This is a genomic window from Acidovorax sp. CF316 (assembly GCF_000276605.1).
In the GTDB taxonomy this organism is placed as follows: domain Bacteria; phylum Pseudomonadota; class Gammaproteobacteria; order Burkholderiales; family Burkholderiaceae_C; genus Acidovorax.
On the sequence record NZ_AKJX01000090.1, the window covers coordinates 27,555 to 45,896 of the forward strand.

Consider the following 18,342-nt stretch of genomic DNA (forward strand, 5'->3'; position numbering starts at 1 on the left):
CCCACAAACAGCAGTCCCAGGACCTCTTCCTGCGACTCCGGGCGACCGTAACCATTCGGAGAACCCAGTGCTTTTGTCTCTCAAGGGAACCTTCCCGCCCGCCATCCTGGCGCTCGCAGACGGCACGGTCTTTATCGGCAATTCGATCGGTGCCACCGGCACCACCGTCGGCGAGGTGGTGTTCAACACCTCCATCGTCGGCTACCAGGAAATCCTTACCGACCCGAGCTACTGCCAGCAGATCGTCACCCTGACGTATCCGCACATCGGCAACTATGGCGTCAGCACCGAGGATATCGAAGCCGACAAGGTCCATGCCGCAGGCCTGATCATCAAGGATCTGCCGCTCCTGGCCAGCAACTTCCGCTCCACCGAAACGCTGTCGCAGTACCTGGTGCGCGAACGCACCGTGGCCATCGCCAACATCGACACCCGCAAGCTCACCCGCCTGCTGCGCGAAAAGGGTGCCCAGAACGGCGCCATCATCGGCCTGGCACAAGGCCAGAGCGTGACGCAGGCGCTGATCGACGAAGCCCTGGTGGCCGCCAAGGCCGCGCCCAACATGGCCGGGCTGGACCTGGCCAAGGTGGTGTCGACCAAGACCCGCTACGAGTGGACCGAGACCGAGTGGACGCTGGGCAAGGGCTACGGCCAGCTCGAGGCACCGCAGTTCCATGTGGTGGCCTACGACTACGGCGTGAAGAAGAACATCCTGCGCATGCTCGCGCAGCGCGGCTGCAAGGTCACCGTGGTGCCGGCCCAGACGCCTGCCGCCGACGTGCTGGCCATGAAGCCCGATGGCGTGTTCCTCTCCAACGGCCCTGGCGATCCACAGCCTTGCGACTACGCCATCGAAGCCACACGCACCATCGTCGACAGCGGCGTGCCCACCTTCGGCATCTGCCTGGGCCACCAGATCATGGCCCTGGCCGCAGGCGCCAAGACCTTCAAGATGGTCAACAGCCACCACGGTGCCAACCACCCCGTGAAGGACCTGGATACCGGCCGCGTGAGCATCACCAGCCAGAACCACGGCTTTGCCGTGGAGATGGACTCGCTGCCTGCCAACCTGCGCGCCACGCACGTGAGCCTGTTCGACGGCACGCTGCAAGGCCTGGTGCACACGGACAAGCCGGCGTTCTGCTTCCAGGGCCACCCCGAGGCATCGCCCGGCCCGCACGACATCGCCTACCTGTTCGACCGCTTCACCGACGCGATGCGGGCCGCGCGCACCCAATAAGCCCCTGAAGGAACCGCGCCATGAAACTCTTCAGCTTCCCCCAGGCCTCGCTCGAGAAAGCCATCCACAAGCGTGTGCTGACCCTGCCGTCGCCGCACCGCGAGTGGTTCATCGAGCGCTGGGCGCAAAAGCCCTACAAGAAGTCCTTCATCGAGAACAAGGCCATGCCTCTGGTCACGCTGGTGGCCAAGGGCAAGACCTGGGACGACGAGACCTTTGCCGAAGCCATGGCCGAATGGGACGTGACCTTCTATGACGCGGAAACCGAAGTGCTGCTGCCCCTGGTGCAGGGCGATGGCCTGCTGCAGCTGATGCAGAAGAACCTGCCGCCCGAGCGCGCGCAGGCGCTCATCGCCAAGATCAACACGCGCCGCGACGCTGCAGCCGCCGCCACGCCCGCCAGTCCCCAGGCAGCCGAACCCACGATCGACTGATCGACGCAACATGCCAAAACGTACAGACATCAAAAGCATCCTCATCATCGGCGCTGGCCCGATCATCATCGGCCAGGCCTGCGAGTTCGACTACTCCGGCGTGCAGGCCTGCAAGGCCCTGCGCGAAGAGGGCTACAAGGTCATCCTGATCAACAGCAACCCCGCGACGATCATGACCGACCCGGCCACGGCCGACGTGACCTACATCGAGCCCATCACCTGGCAGACGGTCGAGAAGATCATCGCCAAGGAACGCCCCGACGCCATCCTGCCCACCATGGGCGGCCAGACCGCGCTCAACTGCGCGCTCGACCTGTGGCACCAGGGCGTGCTCGACAAGTACAAGGTTGAGCTGATCGGCGCCACGCCCGAGGCCATCGACAAGGCCGAAGACCGCCTGAAGTTCAAGGACGCGATGACCAAGATCGGCCTGGGCTCGGCGCGCTCGGGCATCGCCCACAGCATGGAAGAGGCCTGGGGCGTGCAAAAGCAGGTGGGCTTCCCCACCGTGATCCGCCCCAGCTTCACGCTCGGCGGCACGGGCGGCGGCATCGCCTACAACCCCGAAGAGTTCGAGACCATCTGCAAGCGCGGCCTGGAAGCCTCGCCCACCAACGAGCTGCTGATCGAAGAATCGCTGCTCGGCTGGAAGGAGTACGAGATGGAAGTGGTCCGCGACAAGGCGGACAACTGCATCATCATCTGCTCCATCGAGAACCTGGACCCGATGGGCGTGCACACCGGCGACTCGATCACCGTGGCCCCCGCGCAGACGCTGACCGACAAGGAATACCAGATCATGCGCAACGCCTCGCTGGCGGTGCTGCGCGAGATCGGCGTGGACACGGGCGGCTCCAACGTGCAGTTCTCGATCAATCCCAAGGACGGCCGCATGGTCGTGATCGAGATGAACCCGCGCGTCTCGCGCTCCTCGGCGCTGGCCTCCAAGGCCACGGGTTTCCCGATCGCCAAGGTCGCGGCCAAGCTGGCCGTGGGCTACACGCTCGATGAGCTGCGCAACGAGATCACGGGCGGTATCACGCCGGCCTCGTTCGAGCCTTCCATCGACTACGTGGTCACCAAGATCCCGCGTTTCGCGTTCGAGAAGTTCCCCACGGCCGACAGCCGCCTGACCACGCAGATGAAGTCCGTGGGCGAGGTCATGGCCATGGGCCGTACCTTCCAGGAATCCTTCCAGAAGGCCCTGCGCGGCCTGGAAGTGGGCGTGGACGGCATGAACGAGAAGACCCAGGACCGCGAAGTGCTCGAAAAGGAGCTGGGCGAGCCCGGTCCCGAGCGCATCTGGTACGTGGGCGACGCCTTCGCCATGGGCCTGTCGGTCGACGAGGTGTTCGAGCTGACCAAGATCGACCGCTGGTTCCTGGTGCAGATCGAGCAGATCGTGAAGATCGAGCTCGATATCGACCAGCTTGCGGCCGAGAAGGGCGAGGGCGCACTGGCCGCGATCGATGCGACCACGCTGCGCACGCTCAAGCAAAAGGGCTTCTCCGACCGCCGCCTGGCCAAGCTGCTCAAGACCACCGAGAAGGCCGTGCGCGAAGCGCGCCGCGCGCTCAACGTGCGCCCGGTCTACAAGCGCGTGGACACCTGCGCCGCCGAGTTCGCCACCAACACCGCCTACCTGTACTCCACGTACGAGGAAGAGTGCGAGGCCGCACCGACGAACAACAAGAAGATCATGGTGCTCGGCGGCGGTCCCAACCGCATCGGCCAGGGCATCGAGTTCGACTACTGCTGCGTGCACGCAGCGCTGGCGATGCGCGAGGATGGCTACGAGACCATTATGGTCAACTGCAATCCCGAGACCGTCTCCACCGACTACGACACCTCCGACCGCCTGTACTTCGAGCCCGTGACGCTGGAAGACGTGCTGGAGATCGTGGACAAGGAAAAACCGGTCGGCGTGATCGTGCAGTACGGCGGCCAGACGCCCCTGAAGCTCGCCTTGGGCCTCGAAGCCGAAGGCGTGCCGATCATCGGCACCAGCCCCGACATGATCGATGCGGCCGAAGACCGCGAGCGCTTCCAGAAGCTGCTCGGTGACCTGGGCCTGCGCCAGCCGCCCAATGCCACGGCGCGCACCGAACCCGAGGCCCTGGAAAAGGCCGCCGCCCTGGGCTACCCCCTGGTGGTGCGCCCCAGCTACGTGCTGGGTGGCCGCGCGATGGAAATCGTGCACGAGCAGCGCGACCTGGAGCGCTACATGCGCGAGGCCGTCAAGGTGAGCAACGACTCGCCCGTGCTGCTGGACCGCTTCCTGAGCAACGCCATCGAGTGCGACGTGGACTGCGTGCGCGACTCCGCAGGCGTCACCTTCATCGGAGGCGTGATGGAGCACATCGAGCAGGCCGGCGTGCACAGCGGCGACTCTGCCTGCTCGCTGCCCCCGTACTACCTGTCGCAGCCGACCATTGACGAGATCAAGCGCCAGACCGCTGCCATGGCCGAAGGCCTGAGCGTGGTGGGCCTGATGAACGTGCAGTTCGCGATCCAGGAAGTCGACGGCAAGGACGTGATCTATGTGCTCGAAGTGAACCCGCGCGCCTCGCGCACGGTGCCTTTCGTGAGCAAGGCCACCGGCATCCAGCTGGCCAAGGTGGCCGCGCGCTGCATGGCCGGCCAGACGCTGGCCTCGCAGGGCATCACCAAGGAAGTGACACCACCGTATTTCAGCGTGAAGGAGGCGGTGTTCCCCTTCGTGAAGTTCCCCGGCGTGGACACCATCCTCGGCCCCGAGATGAAGTCCACCGGCGAAGTCATGGGCGTGGGCAAGACCTTCGGCGAAGCCTTCGTGAAAAGCCAGCTCGGCGCGGGCACCAAGCTGCCCACCTCGGGCAAGGTGTTCCTCACCGTGAAGAACGCCGACAAGCCGCGTGCCGTGGACATCGCTCGCCAGCTCGTGGCCATGGGCTTCGAGCTCGTGGCCACCAAGGGCACGGCCGCCGCCATCGATGCGGCCGGCGTGCCGGTGCAGGTGGTCAACAAGGTGACCGAGGGCCGCCCGCACATCGTGGACATGATCAAGAACAACGAGATCGTCATGGTCATCAACACCGTGGAAGAGCGCCGCAACGCGATCGCCGATTCGCGCGCCATCCGCACCTCGTCGCTGCTGGCCCGCGTGACCACCTTCACCACCATCTTCGGCGCCGAGGCGGCCGTGGAAGGCATGAAGTACATGGACAAGCTGGACGTGTACTCGGTGCAGGAACTGCACGCGCAGCTCGCGGCAGCCTGATCCCGCCGGCCAGCCGTGGCCGCCGAGCCCCGTGGAGCGCGCCTCCACGGGGCTTTTTCTTTGCCTGCGGGCTTGCCCTGTTGCCTGCCGTTGGGTCTTGCCGCTAGATTGGCGCCATGCCTGCCGCTACCGCACCTGCCCCGCAGCCCCTGCGCCGATGGTCGACCGAGGTGGTCGCGCCTGCGGCGCGGCTGGACTACTGGGTGGGCGCCATCTGCGAGGCTTTCCTGGAGATGGACTGCAGCTCGCGCGAGGCGACCACCTTCGATGGCGTGCTGCAGAGCCTGCCGGTGGCCAGCCTCTCGGTCAACCAGGTGCGGGCCTCCACCCAGGATGTGTACCGTACGCCCGCCGGCATTGCCTGCAGCCGGCAATTGCCGTTCTATCTGATCGCCCAGGCCGAATCCTCCTGGCATGTGCGCCAGGACGGGCAGGTGGCCCATTTGCGCCCGGGTGACGTGGCGCTGGTGGATTCGGCCCGGCCCTACGAGCTGCATTTTCCCGAAGGCGTGGGCTGCGTCTCGCTGCAGCTGCCGCGTGCCTGGGTGGGGCAGTGGCTGGTCCAGGCCGAGGCGCGCGGGCCCCGCGTGGCCTGGCGCGACCAGGGCTGGGGCCAGAGCCTGGGCGCCCTGGCGGTGCAGCTCGCGCGTGACCCGGCCTCGGCCCAGGCCTTGCCGCCCGCCTTGCTGTCGGACCACCTGGGGGCCCTGCTGTCGGCCGCGCTGGAGCAGCCCGTGGTGCCTGCCGGTGCCGCCCAGGGCCTGCATGCCCATCTGTCTGCGCTCATGGCGGCCCGGATCGACCAGGGCGGCCTGTCGGCACAGGTGCTGGCCGATGAGACCGGGATCTCGTTGCGCACCCTGCATCGAGCGTTTGCGGCGCGGGGCAGCACCTTTGCGGGCACGCTGCGCCAGCTGCGCCTGGCACGTGCCGGCGATCTGCTGCGCCGCCCGCAACTGGCCCATGTGTCCGTGGCCGAGATCGGGCGGCGCTGCGGCTTTGCCGATGCATCGCACTTCGCGCGTGCCTTCCAGCGCGCCATGGGCATGTCGCCGGCCGCGTGGCGGCGGCGTTGAGAGCCCTGGCACACACAGCACAGGGGCCTGGCACGCACAGGCCATCCAGGCCCCCGTCTTCTTCCTAAGGTACCGCCAGGGCAGGGCATGTCGCCCGGCCTGTCACAACCAACGAAGGAGACAACGATGGCGGATACCTATGTTCTGGTCCATGGCGCCTGGCACACTGGCGCCGAGATGGAGGCCACGGCCGGCCACCTGCGCGCGCGCGGCCATACCGTGCATTGCCCCACGCTGGCCGGCAACCGGCCGGGCGACGACCGCGCGGCCACGGGCCTGGCCGATGCGGTGGACTCGCTCGCGGCCTTCATCGAGGGCCAGGACCTGCGCGATGTGCGCCTGGTGGGCCACAGCTATGGCGGCATGGTCATCAGCCACATGCCGGCACGGCTGCCGGGGCGCATCCGCCGGCTGGTGTACTGGAACGCCTTTGTCCCGCAGGACGGCGAGTGCCTCAACGACCTGGTGCCGCCGCACTACCGCGCGCTGTTCGATGGCATCGCCGCGGCCAACGGCAACGCGGTGATGCTGCCGTACCCCATCTGGCGCGAGGCCTTCATCAACGATGGCGACGAGGCCCTGGCGAAAAGCAGCTACGCACTGCTCAACGCGCATCCCTACCGCACCTTCACCGAACCCGCGCGCCTGCCCGCGCCCCTGGCGGCGCTGGAGATCGGCAAGAGCTACCTCAATGCCCAGCAGGACGTGGCCTTGCCCCACAGCCTGCCCTGGCACCCGCGCCTGTCGGAGCGGCTGGGCCTGTTCCGCCTGGTGGAGTGCCAGGGCAGCCACGAGATCTGCTTCTCCGACCCGGCGCTGGCGGCGTCAAGCATCGAGCGCGCCGGTCGGGATTGAAAACATCGCCTCTTTTTTGCGGGTTTCTAGGGTGCTTTGAAGCGCGCCCAACACGCGGCATAATCATGTCCATGACACCGCCCGGCCTGCGCCCGGCGGTGTCGTTTTTTTGACAACCCGAACGACGACGGACATGACCACCATTCCCATCACCAAGCGCGGCGCGGAGAAGCTGCGCGAAGAGTTGCACCGCTTGAAGACCGTGGACCGCCCCTGGGTGATCACGGCCATTTCCGACGCCCGCGCCCAGGGGGACCTGAGCGAGAACGCCGAGTACGAAGCTGCCAAGGACCGCCAGGGCTTCATCGAAGGCCGCATCCAGGAAGTGGAAGGCAAGCTGTCCGCCGCGCAGATCATCGATCCGACCGCGGTGGATGCGGGCGGCAAGGTGGTGTTCGGCGCCACGGTGGAGCTCGAGGACGAAGAGACCGGCGATACGGTGACCTACCAGATCGTGGGCGAGGACGAGGCCGACCTCAAGCAGGGCCTGATCAACGTTTCCAGCCCCATCGCGCGCGCGCTGATCGGCAAGGAAGAGGGCGATACCGCCGAAGTGCAGGCGCCCGGTGGCGTTCGCCGTTACGAAGTGGTGGCCGTCAGCTACGTCTGAGGCCAGGCCTTTTTGCTTTCATGACCGCTGCGCGCCTTCCGGCCCTGGCTGCCGCCCTGTGGTGGGGCAGTCTCACCACCGTGGGTTTCCTGGTGGTGCCCCTGCTGTTCGCCCACCTGCCCTCGGCTGCGATCGCCGGGCAGATGGCGGCCAAGCTGTTCGCTGCGCAGACCTGGGTCACGGTCGCCTGCTGCATGTTGCTGCTGCTCATCTCCCGGCGCCGGCATGAGGAAGTCCAGGAGCCCTGGGCCCAGGCGGCGCTGGGTTTCGTGCTCGGGGGTCTGCTGCTCGCTCTGCTGGTTCAGTTCGGCGTGTCGCCGCGCATCGTGGCGCGGCAGGACCTGCGCCTGTGGCATTCCGTGGGCACGGGCATGTACGTGCTGCAGTGGGTATGTGCGCTGGTGGTGCTGTGGCGCACCGTGCAGGTCCCGCCGGCCTCGGTCAATGGCGAAGCCGGGCCGGCAGCCGCCCAGCCCGGGGCCTGATCACTCGTGCCAGTGCTCCGCCACCCAGGTGGCGGGCCGGATGTAGCGAAAACGCCGGTTGCGCCGGCCGGCCAGCGCGTCGGGCGGGTTGCACTCGCCGTGGAAGATCACGATGCGTGCGTCTGGCGGCACGAAGGGTGCCTTCCAGTAGTTGCTGGGCCAGGCAGGGATGCCGTGGTACTTGAAGCTCGGACACCAGGCTGCGGGCCAGTAGGCGAGCTTGCCTTGGCGGTGCAGGAAATCCGACAGGTAGGCCTGCTCGTTGCGGAACTGCTCGCGGATCTCGGCGAAGTGGCCGCGGAAGTAATCGAGCACATCGGGGTGCGCGCCCAGCTCGAAGCGGTAGACCGACGAATTGCCGGTGATGCGCCAGGGGCGCTTGTAATCGTGGATGATGAGGAATTCGCCCGGCTCGGTGAAGAAACCATCGAGCGAACCGGTGACCACCACGTCCACGTCCATGAACAGGGCCGTGCCCCTGAGTCCGTGCAGGTCGGCGCTGAAGGTGACGAGCTTGGTCCAGCCGCGTTCGGGGATGCCCGCGGGCAGGTCCAGTGGCGGGATGGGCAGGCACTGCACCTCGCTGCGGATGCCGGCGCTGTTGTCGGTGAGGCAGACGAAATGGAACGGGCCCGACAGGTGCCTGCGCACCATGGCATAGAGCCGGTTGACGTATTCGGGGCCGTATTTCGTGCCCCATTTCATGCAGATGACGTGGCGCTGGCCCCCGGGGGCCGCAGCGCTGCCAGCAGGCGTGGCGGCGACGACCATTCGGATCAGTCGGCCTGGCGTTTCTTGACGGATTTGAGCTTGGGCTTCTTGGCCCGCTTGATCTGGCCGCCAGGCGTCAGGCGCTGGTTGCCCAGCACGCGCAGCTGCTTGACCTCGGGGCGCTGGCCGGCGCGCTTGCTGTATTTCAGGACCTTCACGTCGCGCGGGCCAGGCATGCGGTCCTCGTCGATGGTGCGCTCCTTGGCAGGCTGAGGGCGCCACAGCACCAGGAGCTTGCCGATGTGCTGGATCGGGGCGGCGTTCAGGTCGGCCGTGAGCTGCTGGTACATCAGCTCGCGCGCGGCACGGTCGTCGCCGAAGACGCGCACCTTGATCAGCCCGTGGGCATTCAGGGCGGCGTCGATTTCCTTCTGGACGGCGGGGGTCAGGCCGTCGCCGCCCACGAGCACCACGGGGTCGAGATGGTGGGCGTTGGCGCGGTGTTCCCGGCGCTCGGCGGGGGTCAATTGAATTTGGGGCATGGGCCGTATTATCGAGGCTGAAAGAAAAACACAATGAAAGTTAAAACCCAAAGCAAGAAGGTCAACAAGGCGTGGCTCAACGACCACGTCAATGACACCTATGTCAAGTTGGCCCAGAAAGAGGGTTTTCGGGCCCGTGCGGCCTACAAGCTCAAGGAAATCGACGAGCAGTTGCACCTGATCAAGCCCGGCAATACCGTGGTGGACCTGGGCTCCACCCCGGGCGCCTGGAGCCAGTACGTGCGCCGGCGCCTGTCGCCCAGCGGCGCGGCCACGGGGCAGCTCAATGGCAACATCATCGCGCTGGACATCCTTCCCATGGAGCCCATCGAGGGCGTGACCTTTCTGAACGGCGATTTCCGCGAGGAATCGGTGCTGGCCCAGCTGGAGGCGGCGCTGGAGGGCCGGGTGGTGGACGTCGTGGTCTCGGACATGGCGCCGAATCTCTCGGGCATTGAATCGGCCGACGCTGCCCGCATTTCCCATCTGGTGGAGCTGGCGGTGGATTTCGCGACGGCCCACCTCAAGCCCGACGGGGCGCTGGTGGTCAAGCTGTTCCATGGCAGCGGCTACAGCGACCTGGTCACGCTGTTCAAGCAGACCTTCAAGGTCGTGAAACCCGTCAAACCCAAGGCCTCGCGCGACAAATCGTCGGAAACCTTCCTCGTCGGCATGGGGCTGAAGTAAGCACCCCCTGAGTCGCTTCACGCCTTCCCCCTCTCTCCTGCATTGCTGCGCAATGCGGGGAGGGGGACGCTCCCAGCGCGGCGGGGCGGCCCTTGCGCGGGAGCACTGGTTTGGTTTGCGCCAGTTTCGTGGGCCGCCGGCAGTAGGTAGTTCAGAGTACAAAGGGGCGTGCCGAGGAGGTCAATCGGTCGAAAAGAGCGCCGATTTGTGAAAAACCCCCGTAAATCCCGAGCGGTGCCCATGGCCGCTAGGGGGAATAGCCATGGCGCCTTGGCTTGAAAGACCTAAAATGGGCCACATATAGGCCGTGACGGCTTTGTGACCGTCGCCCTTTCTCCCTTGCAACTGGAGCCCCGCTTGAACAATCAGTGGTTTTCAAAAATTGCCGTATGGCTGGTCATTGCCATGGTGCTGTTCACGGTGTTCAAGCAGTTTGACACCCGTGGCGGCGCCAGCGCAGGACATATCGGGTACTCCGAATTCCTCGAGGAAGTTCGTAACAATCGTATCAAGAGCGCCACCATCCCCGAAGGGCTGAGCGGCGGCGAGATCGTGGCCGTCACCAACGACGACCGCAAGATCCGTACGAACGCCTCCGTGCTCGACCGTGGCCTCGTGGGCGACCTGATCAGCCACAACGTCAAGTTCGACGTGAAGCCCCGCGAGGAAGGCTCCCTGCTCATGACCCTGCTGGTCAGCTGGGGCCCCATGCTGCTGCTCATCGGCGTGTGGGTGTACTTCATGCGCCAGATGCAGGGCGGCGGCAAGGGCGGTGCCTTCAGCTTCGGCAAGAGCAAGGCGCGCATGCTCGACGAGAACAACAACCAAGTCACGTTCGCGGACGTGGCCGGCTGCGACGAGGCCAAGGAAGAAGTCAAGGAAGTCGTGGACTTCCTCAAGGACCCGCAGAAGTTCCAGAAGCTCGGCGGCCGCATTCCGCGCGGCCTGCTGCTGGTCGGCCCGCCCGGCACCGGCAAGACCTTGCTGGCCAAGTCCATCGCGGGCGAAGCCAAGGTGCCGTTCTTCAGCATCTCGGGTTCGGACTTCGTGGAAATGTTCGTCGGCGTGGGCGCGGCCCGTGTGCGCGACATGTTCGACAACGCCAAGAAGAACGCTCCCTGCATCATCTTCATCGATGAAATCGACGCCGTGGGCCGCCAGCGTGGCGCCGGCCTCGGTGGTGGCAACGACGAGCGTGAACAGACCTTGAACCAGATGCTGGTCGAGATGGACGGTTTCGAGACCAACCTGGGCGTGATCGTGGTGGCTGCCACCAACCGCCCCGACATCCTGGACGCCGCCCTGCTGCGCCCCGGCCGTTTTGACCGCCAGGTCTACGTGACGCTGCCCGACATCCGTGGCCGCGAGCAGATCCTGAACGTGCACATGCGCAAGATCCCGATCGGCCAGGACGTGGCCCCGGGCATCATCGCCCGCGGTACGCCCGGCATGAGCGGTGCCGACCTGGCCAACCTGTGCAATGAAGCGGCCCTGATGGCTGCGCGCCGCAATGCCCGCACCGTGGAGATGCAGGACTTCGAGAAGGCCAAGGACAAGATCCTCATGGGCCCCGAGCGCAAGAGCATGGTCATGCCCGAGGAAGAGCGCCGCAACACGGCCTACCACGAAGCCGGCCACGCCCTGATTGGCAAGCTGCTGCCCAAGTGCGATCCAGTGCACAAGGTCACCATCATCCCGCGTGGCCGTGCCCTGGGCGTGACGATGAGCCTGCCCGAGCAGGACCGCTACAGCTACGACCGCGAATACATGCTCAACCAGATCAGCATGCTGTTCGGTGGCCGCATCGCCGAAGAAGTGTTCATGAACCAGATGACCACCGGCGCCAGCAACGACTTCGAGCGTGCCACGCACATCGCGCGCGACATGGTCACCCGCTACGGCATGACCACGGCCCTGGGCCCCATGGTCTACGCCGAGAACGAGGGCGAAGTCTTCCTGGGCCGCTCGGTCACCAAGACCACGAACATGAGCGAACAGACCATGGAAAAGGTCGACAGCGAAGTGCGCCGCATCATCGATGAACAGTACGATCTGGCGCGCCGCCTGATCGAAGAGAACAGCGACAAGATGCACGCCATGGCCAAGGCCCTGCTCGAATGGGAAACCATCGACATGGAACAGCTCAACGACATCATGGCCGGCAAGCCGCCCCGTCCCCCCAAGGACTGGACGCCACGCACACCTTCGTCGGGTGGCGACACCCCGGGCGGCGGCACACCTGCCGTGGCCACCGAGGCTGCCCCGGCAGCACCGTCGGCCGCCTGACAGGGCCAGGCGAGGCAGGCGAACCAGCGGTTCAACCGCACCAACGGGGCCCAGTGCCCCGTTTTTCGTGGCTGGGCCTGGTCTCTGCCCCTTCCTTCGCCCCATCCGCATCCACGTCACTTCACTCCCCTGCCGGTGCGCCCCTGGCGGCGCACCTTCCCCTTTTTTCCATGTTCTGGCAGACCTCCCGCTTCGCCATCGACCTTGCCCGGCCGCAGGTCATGGGCATCGTCAACGTCACGCCCGATTCCTTCTCGGATGGCGGGCAGCATGCCAGCACGGCGGCGGCGCTGCGGCATTGCGAACAGCTGGTGAAAGACGGCGCCCACATCCTCGACGTCGGCGGTGAATCCACACGCCCCGGCAGCCCGGCGGTGCCGCTGGCCGAGGAACTGGCCCGCGTGCTGCCGGTGGTGCAGGGGGCCGTGTCGCTGGGCGTGCCGGTCTCGGTGGACACCTACAAGCCCGGGGTGATGCAGGCCGTGCTCGACCTGGGTGCCGACATCGTCAACGACGTGTGGGCGCTGCGCCAGCCCGGCGCGGCGGCCGTGGTGGCCAGCCATCCCCTGTGCGGGGTTTGCCTGATGCACATGCACCGCGACCCGCAGACCATGCAGGTGGCGCCCATGGCGGGCGACGTGGTGCGCGAGGTGCTGTCGTTCCTGGCGCGGGCGGCCGACGGCCTGCAGGCCCTGGGCGTGGCCCGGGAGCGCATAGCGCTGGACCCGGGCATCGGCTTCGGCAAGACGGTGGAACAGAACTTTGCCTTGCTGGCACGCCAGCAGGAGCTGGTGGCCACGGGCCATGCCGTGCTGGCCGGCTGGTCGCGCAAGTCGTCCCTGGGGGCGGTGACGGGGCTGGCCGTGGCCGGGGAGCGCATGCTGCCCAGCGTGGCGGCGGCACTGCTGGCCGTGGTGAACGGTGCGCGCATCGTGCGCGTGCACGACGTTGCCGAGACAGTGAGCGCCCTGGCCGTATGGCAGGCGATGGAGCAGCAGAAGCAGGCACAGCCATGAAGGCCGTGCGCCGATGGCAGGCGCATGGCAAACCAAAAAAACGATAGAACCCGAGGAGATTCCACCCATGACACGCCAGTATTTCGGCACCGACGGCATCCGCGGTACCGTGGGCCAGGCCCCCATCACCCCCGACTTCGTGCTGCGCCTGGCCCATGCCGTGGGGCGCGTGCTGCGCCGCTCCGAAGAGCGCCCCACCGTCCTGATCGGCAAGGACACGCGCATCTCGGGCTACATGCTCGAAAGCGCGCTGGAGTCCGGTTTCAACTCCGCCGGGGTGGACGTGGTGCTGCTCGGCCCGCTGCCCACGCCGGGCGTGGCCTACCTCACGCGCGCGCAGCGCGCCAGCCTGGGCGTGGTGATCAGCGCCAGCCACAACGCCTTCCCCGACAACGGCATCAAGTTCTTCAGCGCCCAGGGCACCAAGCTGCCCGACGCCTGGGAACTGGCGGTGGAGGCCGCCCTGGCAGAGGCCCCGGTGTGGGCCGACTCGGCCAGCCTGGGCAAGGCGCGCCGGCTCGACGACGCCGCGGGCCGCTACATCGAGTTCTGCAAGAGCACCTTTCCGCAGGACCTCACGCTCAAGGGCCTGAAGATCGTGGTGGACGGTGCCCATGGCGCCGCCTACCAGGTGGCACCCAAGGTGTTCCATGAACTGGGCGCCGAGGTGCTGTCCATCGGCTGCGCGCCCGACGGCCTGAACATCAACCACGAGGTGGGCGCCACCCACCCCGAGGCGCTGGTGCGCTCGGTGCGCGCCAACCGCGCCGACTACGGCATTGCACTTGATGGCGACGCCGACCGCCTGCAGATGGTGGATGCCTCGGGCCGCCTGTACAACGGCGACGAGCTGCTGTACCTGATGGCGGCCGACCGCCTGGGCCGCGGCGAGGAAGTGCCCGGCGTGGTCGGCACCCTTATGACCAACATGGCGGTGGAGGTGGCGCTGCAGCAGCGCGGCGTGCAGTTCGTGCGCGCCAAGGTGGGAGACCGCTATGTGCTCGAAGAGTTGGCACGCCACGGCTGGACGCTGGGCGGCGAGGGCTCGGGCCACCTGCTGGCGCTGGACCGGCACACCACGGGCGATGGCCTGGTCAGCGCCCTGCAGGTGCTGCAGGCCTGCGTGCGCAGCGGCAAAAAGCTGCCCGATCTGCTCAGCGACGTCACCCTGTACCCCCAGGTGCTGCTCAACGTGCGGCTGGCGCCAGGGCAGGACTGGAAATCCAACCAACTGCTGGCCCGCGAGACAGAGGCCGTGAAGCAGGAGCTGGGCACCACCGGCCGCGTGCTGATCCGTGCCAGCGGCACCGAGCCCCTGCTGCGCGTGATGGTCGAGGCGCGCGAAGCCCAACTGGCCAGCCGCAGCGCCCAGCGCCTGGCCGATGCCGCGCGTGCCGGTTGATGCCATGGCCGACGTAGCGATCGATGTGCGCCGCGTGGACTATGCCCATCCCGGCGATGCCCGGGCCCTGGTGCAGTTGCTCGACGGCTATGCCCGGGATCCTGCCGGTGGTGGCCAGCCGCTGGCCGGGCAGGTGCTGCAGGGCCTGCCCGCTGCACTGCAGCAGCGCCCCCAGGCCTTCAGCGTGATCGCCTGGGCGCAGCAGGGCGTGGACACGGCGCCCGTGCCCCGTGGGTCTCGTCAATTGCTTCGAGGGCTTTTCCACCTTTGCCTGCCAGCCCCTGGTCAACGTGCACGACGTGGTGGTGGCCCCGGGCTGGCGCGGCCAGCGCATCGCACAGCGCATGCTGGCGCTCGTCGAGTCCATGGCGCGTGAGCGCGGGGCCTGCAAGCTCACGCTGGAGGTGCTTTCGGGCAACACCAGCGCCATGGCGCTGTACCTGCGTGAAGGCTTTGCGCCGTATGCACTCGACCCAGCGATGGGTCAGGCGCAGTTTCTGCAGAAGAAACTGGCCTGAGCTCCACCGGGCCGGCACGGCCCGGTCTTTGTAAGCAGCTGTTTGCTTGCGGCCACGGCGGCGCGATCCGTGTAGCCTGTGGGCTGCTTCCATCCTCGTAAATCCCGATGCAGGGGCACAGCCGGTATCGTCCAGAATCTCGCACCCACAAGGTGGCGGCCGGCGGTGCACACAAGGCACCGTGACTGCATTTTCCAAGGAGCACGCCTTTCATGACCCATCTCCCCCTGCGCGCCGCAGTCGCCCGCCTGCTCCTTGCCGCCGCCTGTGCCGCAGCCCCCTGGTCGGCCCATGCCGGCAAGACGCTGGACGGCATCAAGGCCCGGGGCCTGGTGGTCTGTGGTGTCAACACGGCGCTGGCCGGCTTTTCGGTCGCCGACACCGGTGGCCGCTGGTCGGGCCTCGATGTGGACATCTGCCGCGCGGTGGCGGCGGCGGTGCTGGGCGACGGCGAAAAGGTCAAGTTCGTGCCGCTGAGCACCTCGCAGCGTTTCACGGCGCTGCAGTCGGGCGAGATCGACGTGCTCTCGCGCAACACCACCTTTTCGCTCACCCGCGATGCGTCCATGGGCCTGCACCAGACCGCCGTGACCTACTACGACGGGCAGGGCGTGATGGTGCTCAAGAAGAGCAACATCAAGAGCATGAAGCAGCTCAAGGGCCAGACGGTGTGCGTGCAGTCGGGCACCACCACCGAGAAGAACCTCGTCGACTATTCCAAGACCCACGACCTGGGCATCAAGCCCGCCGTGTTCGAGAAGGTCGAGGCCGCCACCGCGGCGTACTTTGCCGGGCGCTGCGTGGGCTACACCACCGACGCCTCGGGCCTGGCCTCGGTGCGCAACAAGGAGGCCAAGAACCCTGCCGAACATGTCGTGCTGCCCGAGCTGATCTCCAAGGAGCCGCTCGGACCCATGGTGCGCCGCGGCGACGACGAATGGTTCGCCATCGTCAAGTGGGTGGTCTACGGCCTCATCGAGGCCGAGGAGTACGGCGTGACCCAGGCCTCGGTGGACCGCCAGAAGACCGGCAGCACCGACCCCGTGGTGCAGCGCCTGCTGGGCACCACCGAAGACACCGGCAAGCTGCTGGGCCTGGACCGCGACTGGCTGGCCCGCGCGGTCAAGACCACGGGCAACTACGGCGAGATCTTCGAGCGCAACGTGGGCCCCAAGTCCGCGCTGGGCCTGCAGCGCGGACTGAACAACCTGTGGAACCGGAACGGGCTGATGTACGCCTTCCCCATCCGCTGAGGATTCGCGGAGCGGTCAGCCCTCGAAGCCCGTTCCGGGCGCCAGGGGCGCATGGCGGTAGCTGGCCGGCGTGCGGCTGAGCTTCACCGGCGCCCCGATGCCGCGGTAGCCGCCCGGCAGGTCCACCACCATCTGCCGGTGCGCGGTGTGCGGGTGCGCCAGCGCCGCATCGACGGACAGCACCGGCGCGGCGGGCACGCCTGCGGCCATCAGCGTGTCCACCAGCGCACTGCCGTCGAAATCCTTCATCGCGTCTTCCAGCACGGCCTTCAGCGCCACGCGGTTCACCGAACGGTCGCCGGCCCGGGCATAGCGGGGGTCGTCCGCCAGCGCCGGCACACCGATGCAGCGGCACAGGCTGGCGAACTGGCGGTCGTTGCCCACGGCGACGAACAGCGGCTGCGTTCGGGTGGCCAGGGTGTCGTAAGGGTAGATGTTGGGGTGCGCATTGCCTGTGCGCCGGGGCGTGTTGCCGTCCAGGAACCAGTTGGCCGCATGCGGGTGCAGCAGCGACAGGCCGCTGTCGTACAGTGCGGCTTCGACGAACTGCCCGCGGCCACTGCGCTGCCGCTCCTGCAGCGCCAGCAGCACGCCGATGACGGCGTTCAGGCCGGTCACCATGTCCACCACGGGCAGGCCCACGCGCAGCGGTCCTCCTTGCGCTTCGCCATTGATGCTCATGATGCCCGCCAGGGCCTGCACCGCCGCGTCGTAGCCGGGCAGGGCGCCGAGCGGACCATCGGACCCGAAGCCCGTGACGCGGCACCACACCAGGCGCGGGAAACGCTCTGACAGCGTTTCGTAGCCGATGCCCCAGCGCTCCATCGTGCCGGACTTGAAGTTCTCGATCAGCACATCGGCCTCGGCCACCAGCGCCAGCAGCGCCTCGCGGCCCTCGGGGCTGCCCAGGTCCAGGTGCATGCTGCGCTTGTTGCGGTTGAGCCCGTGGTAGTACGAGGCGACGCCGTCCTTGAAGGGCGGGCCCCAGGTCCGGGTGTCATCGCCCTGCGGGGGCTCCACCTTGAGCACGTCGGCGCCATGGTCGCCCAGGATCTGGCCGCAGTAGGGGCCGCCGAGGATGCGCGAGATGTCCAGCACGCGCACGCCGGCCAGCGCGCCGCGGGGAAGGGAATCGGAGGGAGTCATGGGGGCCTCAGTCGAGTTGTGCGCCGGACTGCTTGACGACGCCGGCCCATATGGCCATTTGCGCCTCGATGAACCGGCCCAGTTGCTCGGGCCTGGATGAGGGGGCGGGCTCCAGGCCCTGGGAGGCGAGCAGTTGCTTGACCTTGGCGGTGTTCAGCACCTCGATGAAGGCCTTGTTGAGCTTGGCGATGCGCTCGGGCGGCGTGCCCGCAGGCGCCACGATGCCGAAGAAGACACTCACGTCGTAGCCCGGGACGCCCTGCTCGGCGACGGTCGGCACCTCGGGCAGTGCCTGTGAGCGTTCTGCCGTGGTGACCCCCAGGGCCCGCAGCTTGCCGCTCTTGACGTAGGGCTGCGCGGTGAGCACGTCGGTGAAGCTCATGGTCACCTGCCCGCCGAGCAGGTCGGTCAGCGCCGGGCCCGTGCCCTTGTAGGGGATGTGCTGCAGGTCCACGCCGGCCGAGGCATTGAACAGCACGCCCGCCAGGTGCGACGAGGCCCCGTTGCCCGACGAGGCATAGCTCAGTTTGCCCGGCGAGGCCTTGGCGTAGGCGATCAGCTCCTTCACGGTCCTGGCGGGCACCGCGGGGTTCACCACCAGGATGTTGGGCAGGTGGCCGACCTGGATCACCGGGGCAAAGCTCTTCACCGGGTCGTAGCCGATCTTGCGGTAGAGGCTGGCGTTGATGGCCAGCGGGCCCGAGGTGCCGAACAGCAGGGTCTGGCCATCGGCCGCCGCGCGTGCCACGTACTCCGCGCCGATGTTGCCACCCGCTCCGGCGCGGTTTTCCACCACCATCGGCTGGGCCAGCCCGGCCTCGC

17 protein-coding genes are annotated in these 18,342 nt (G+C 67.2%); 13 read left to right on the top strand and 4 right to left on the bottom strand.

What is annotated here, in order from left to right; all coding sequences use genetic code 11:
* Positions 1-67 precede the first annotated feature (67 nt).
* The 7 genes from carA (at position 68) to PMI14_RS07720 (ending at position 7,959) form a co-directional block, all read left to right on the top strand.
* Positions 68-1,240: a glutamine-hydrolyzing carbamoyl-phosphate synthase small subunit gene (gene carA / locus PMI14_RS07690; RefSeq protein ID WP_007852315.1), complete on the top strand. Its 1,173-nt coding sequence runs from the start codon at positions 68-70 to the stop codon at positions 1,238-1,240.
* A gap of 20 nt (positions 1,241-1,260) precedes the next feature.
* Positions 1,261-1,674 (top strand): hypothetical protein, encoded by a 414-nt coding sequence (locus PMI14_RS07695; protein WP_007852317.1) that lies wholly within the window; start codon positions 1,261-1,263, stop codon positions 1,672-1,674.
* A 10-nt stretch (positions 1,675-1,684) separates the two neighbouring features.
* Positions 1,685-4,933, top strand: coding sequence for a carbamoyl-phosphate synthase large subunit (gene carB / locus PMI14_RS07700; RefSeq protein ID WP_007852319.1), 3,249 nt, complete (start codon positions 1,685-1,687; stop codon positions 4,931-4,933).
* 116 nt (positions 4,934-5,049) lie between these two features.
* Positions 5,050-6,009: a helix-turn-helix domain-containing protein gene (locus PMI14_RS07705; protein WP_007852320.1), complete on the top strand. Its 960-nt coding sequence runs from the start codon at positions 5,050-5,052 to the stop codon at positions 6,007-6,009.
* A 126-nt stretch (positions 6,010-6,135) separates the two neighbouring features.
* On the top strand, positions 6,136-6,864 hold the full coding sequence (locus tag PMI14_RS07710; RefSeq protein WP_007852325.1) for an alpha/beta fold hydrolase: 729 nt from the start codon (positions 6,136-6,138) through the stop codon (positions 6,862-6,864).
* 133 nt (positions 6,865-6,997) lie between these two features.
* Positions 6,998-7,474: a transcription elongation factor GreA gene (gene greA, locus PMI14_RS07715; protein WP_007852327.1), complete on the top strand. Its 477-nt coding sequence runs from the start codon at positions 6,998-7,000 to the stop codon at positions 7,472-7,474.
* A 20-nt stretch (positions 7,475-7,494) separates the two neighbouring features.
* Positions 7,495-7,959 carry a DUF4149 domain-containing protein gene (locus PMI14_RS07720; RefSeq protein ID WP_007852330.1) on the top strand — a complete coding sequence of 155 codons (465 nt, stop codon included), beginning with the start codon at positions 7,495-7,497 and terminating at the stop codon, positions 7,957-7,959.
* On the opposite strand, the gene PMI14_RS07725 is transcribed toward PMI14_RS07720, so the two are convergent.
* Together PMI14_RS07725 and PMI14_RS07730 are read right to left on the bottom strand one after the other, a co-directional pair.
* Positions 7,960-8,730 (bottom strand): hypothetical protein, encoded by a 771-nt coding sequence (locus tag PMI14_RS07725; protein WP_007852334.1) that lies wholly within the window; start codon positions 8,728-8,730, stop codon positions 7,960-7,962. It abuts the gene before it with no gap.
* A gap of 5 nt (positions 8,731-8,735) precedes the next feature.
* Positions 8,736-9,212 (bottom strand): YhbY family RNA-binding protein, encoded by a 477-nt coding sequence (locus tag PMI14_RS07730; RefSeq protein WP_007852340.1) that lies wholly within the window; start codon positions 9,210-9,212, stop codon positions 8,736-8,738.
* A gap of 33 nt (positions 9,213-9,245) precedes the next feature.
* Between PMI14_RS07730 and PMI14_RS07735 the strand changes: the two genes are divergently transcribed.
* The 6 genes from PMI14_RS07735 to PMI14_RS07760 all read left to right on the top strand — a co-directional run bounded on the left by PMI14_RS07735 (position 9,246) and on the right by PMI14_RS07760 (position 16,374).
* On the top strand, positions 9,246-9,899 hold the full coding sequence (locus tag PMI14_RS07735; RefSeq protein WP_007852342.1) for an RlmE family RNA methyltransferase: 654 nt from the start codon (positions 9,246-9,248) through the stop codon (positions 9,897-9,899).
* A 357-nt stretch (positions 9,900-10,256) separates the two neighbouring features.
* Positions 10,257-12,185 carry an ATP-dependent zinc metalloprotease FtsH gene (ftsH, locus tag PMI14_RS07740; RefSeq protein ID WP_007852345.1) on the top strand — a complete coding sequence of 643 codons (1,929 nt, stop codon included), beginning with the start codon at positions 10,257-10,259 and terminating at the stop codon, positions 12,183-12,185.
* Positions 12,186-12,355: 170 nt separating this feature from the next.
* Positions 12,356-13,201, top strand: a complete 846-nt coding sequence (gene folP, locus PMI14_RS07745; protein ID WP_007852348.1) for a dihydropteroate synthase — start codon at positions 12,356-12,358, stop codon at positions 13,199-13,201.
* A 67-nt stretch (positions 13,202-13,268) separates the two neighbouring features.
* The gene (gene glmM, locus PMI14_RS07750) at positions 13,269-14,603 is read left to right on the top strand and encodes a phosphoglucosamine mutase (RefSeq protein WP_007852352.1); all 1,335 of its coding nucleotides are present in this window, start codon (positions 13,269-13,271) and stop codon (positions 14,601-14,603) included.
* A 230-nt stretch (positions 14,604-14,833) separates the two neighbouring features.
* Complete coding sequence (locus PMI14_RS35900; RefSeq protein ID WP_007852354.1) at positions 14,834-15,121, top strand: N-acetyltransferase; 288 nt, start codon at positions 14,834-14,836, stop codon at positions 15,119-15,121.
* A gap of 212 nt (positions 15,122-15,333) precedes the next feature.
* A complete protein-coding gene (locus tag PMI14_RS07760; RefSeq protein WP_007852362.1) occupies positions 15,334-16,374 on the top strand; it encodes an amino acid ABC transporter substrate-binding protein in 1,041 nt (346 codons plus the stop codon).
* Between the two features lie 15 nt (positions 16,375-16,389).
* Here the strand turns inward: PMI14_RS07760 and PMI14_RS07765 are convergent, their stop codons facing one another.
* Positions 16,390-17,520: a CaiB/BaiF CoA-transferase family protein gene (locus tag PMI14_RS07765; protein ID WP_007852369.1), complete on the bottom strand. Its 1,131-nt coding sequence runs from the start codon at positions 17,518-17,520 to the stop codon at positions 16,390-16,392.
* 7 nt (positions 17,521-17,527) lie between these two features.
* Positions 17,528-18,342: tripartite tricarboxylate transporter substrate binding protein (locus PMI14_RS07770; RefSeq protein ID WP_007852371.1), on the bottom strand; the 815-nt coding region annotated here is incomplete at its 5' end.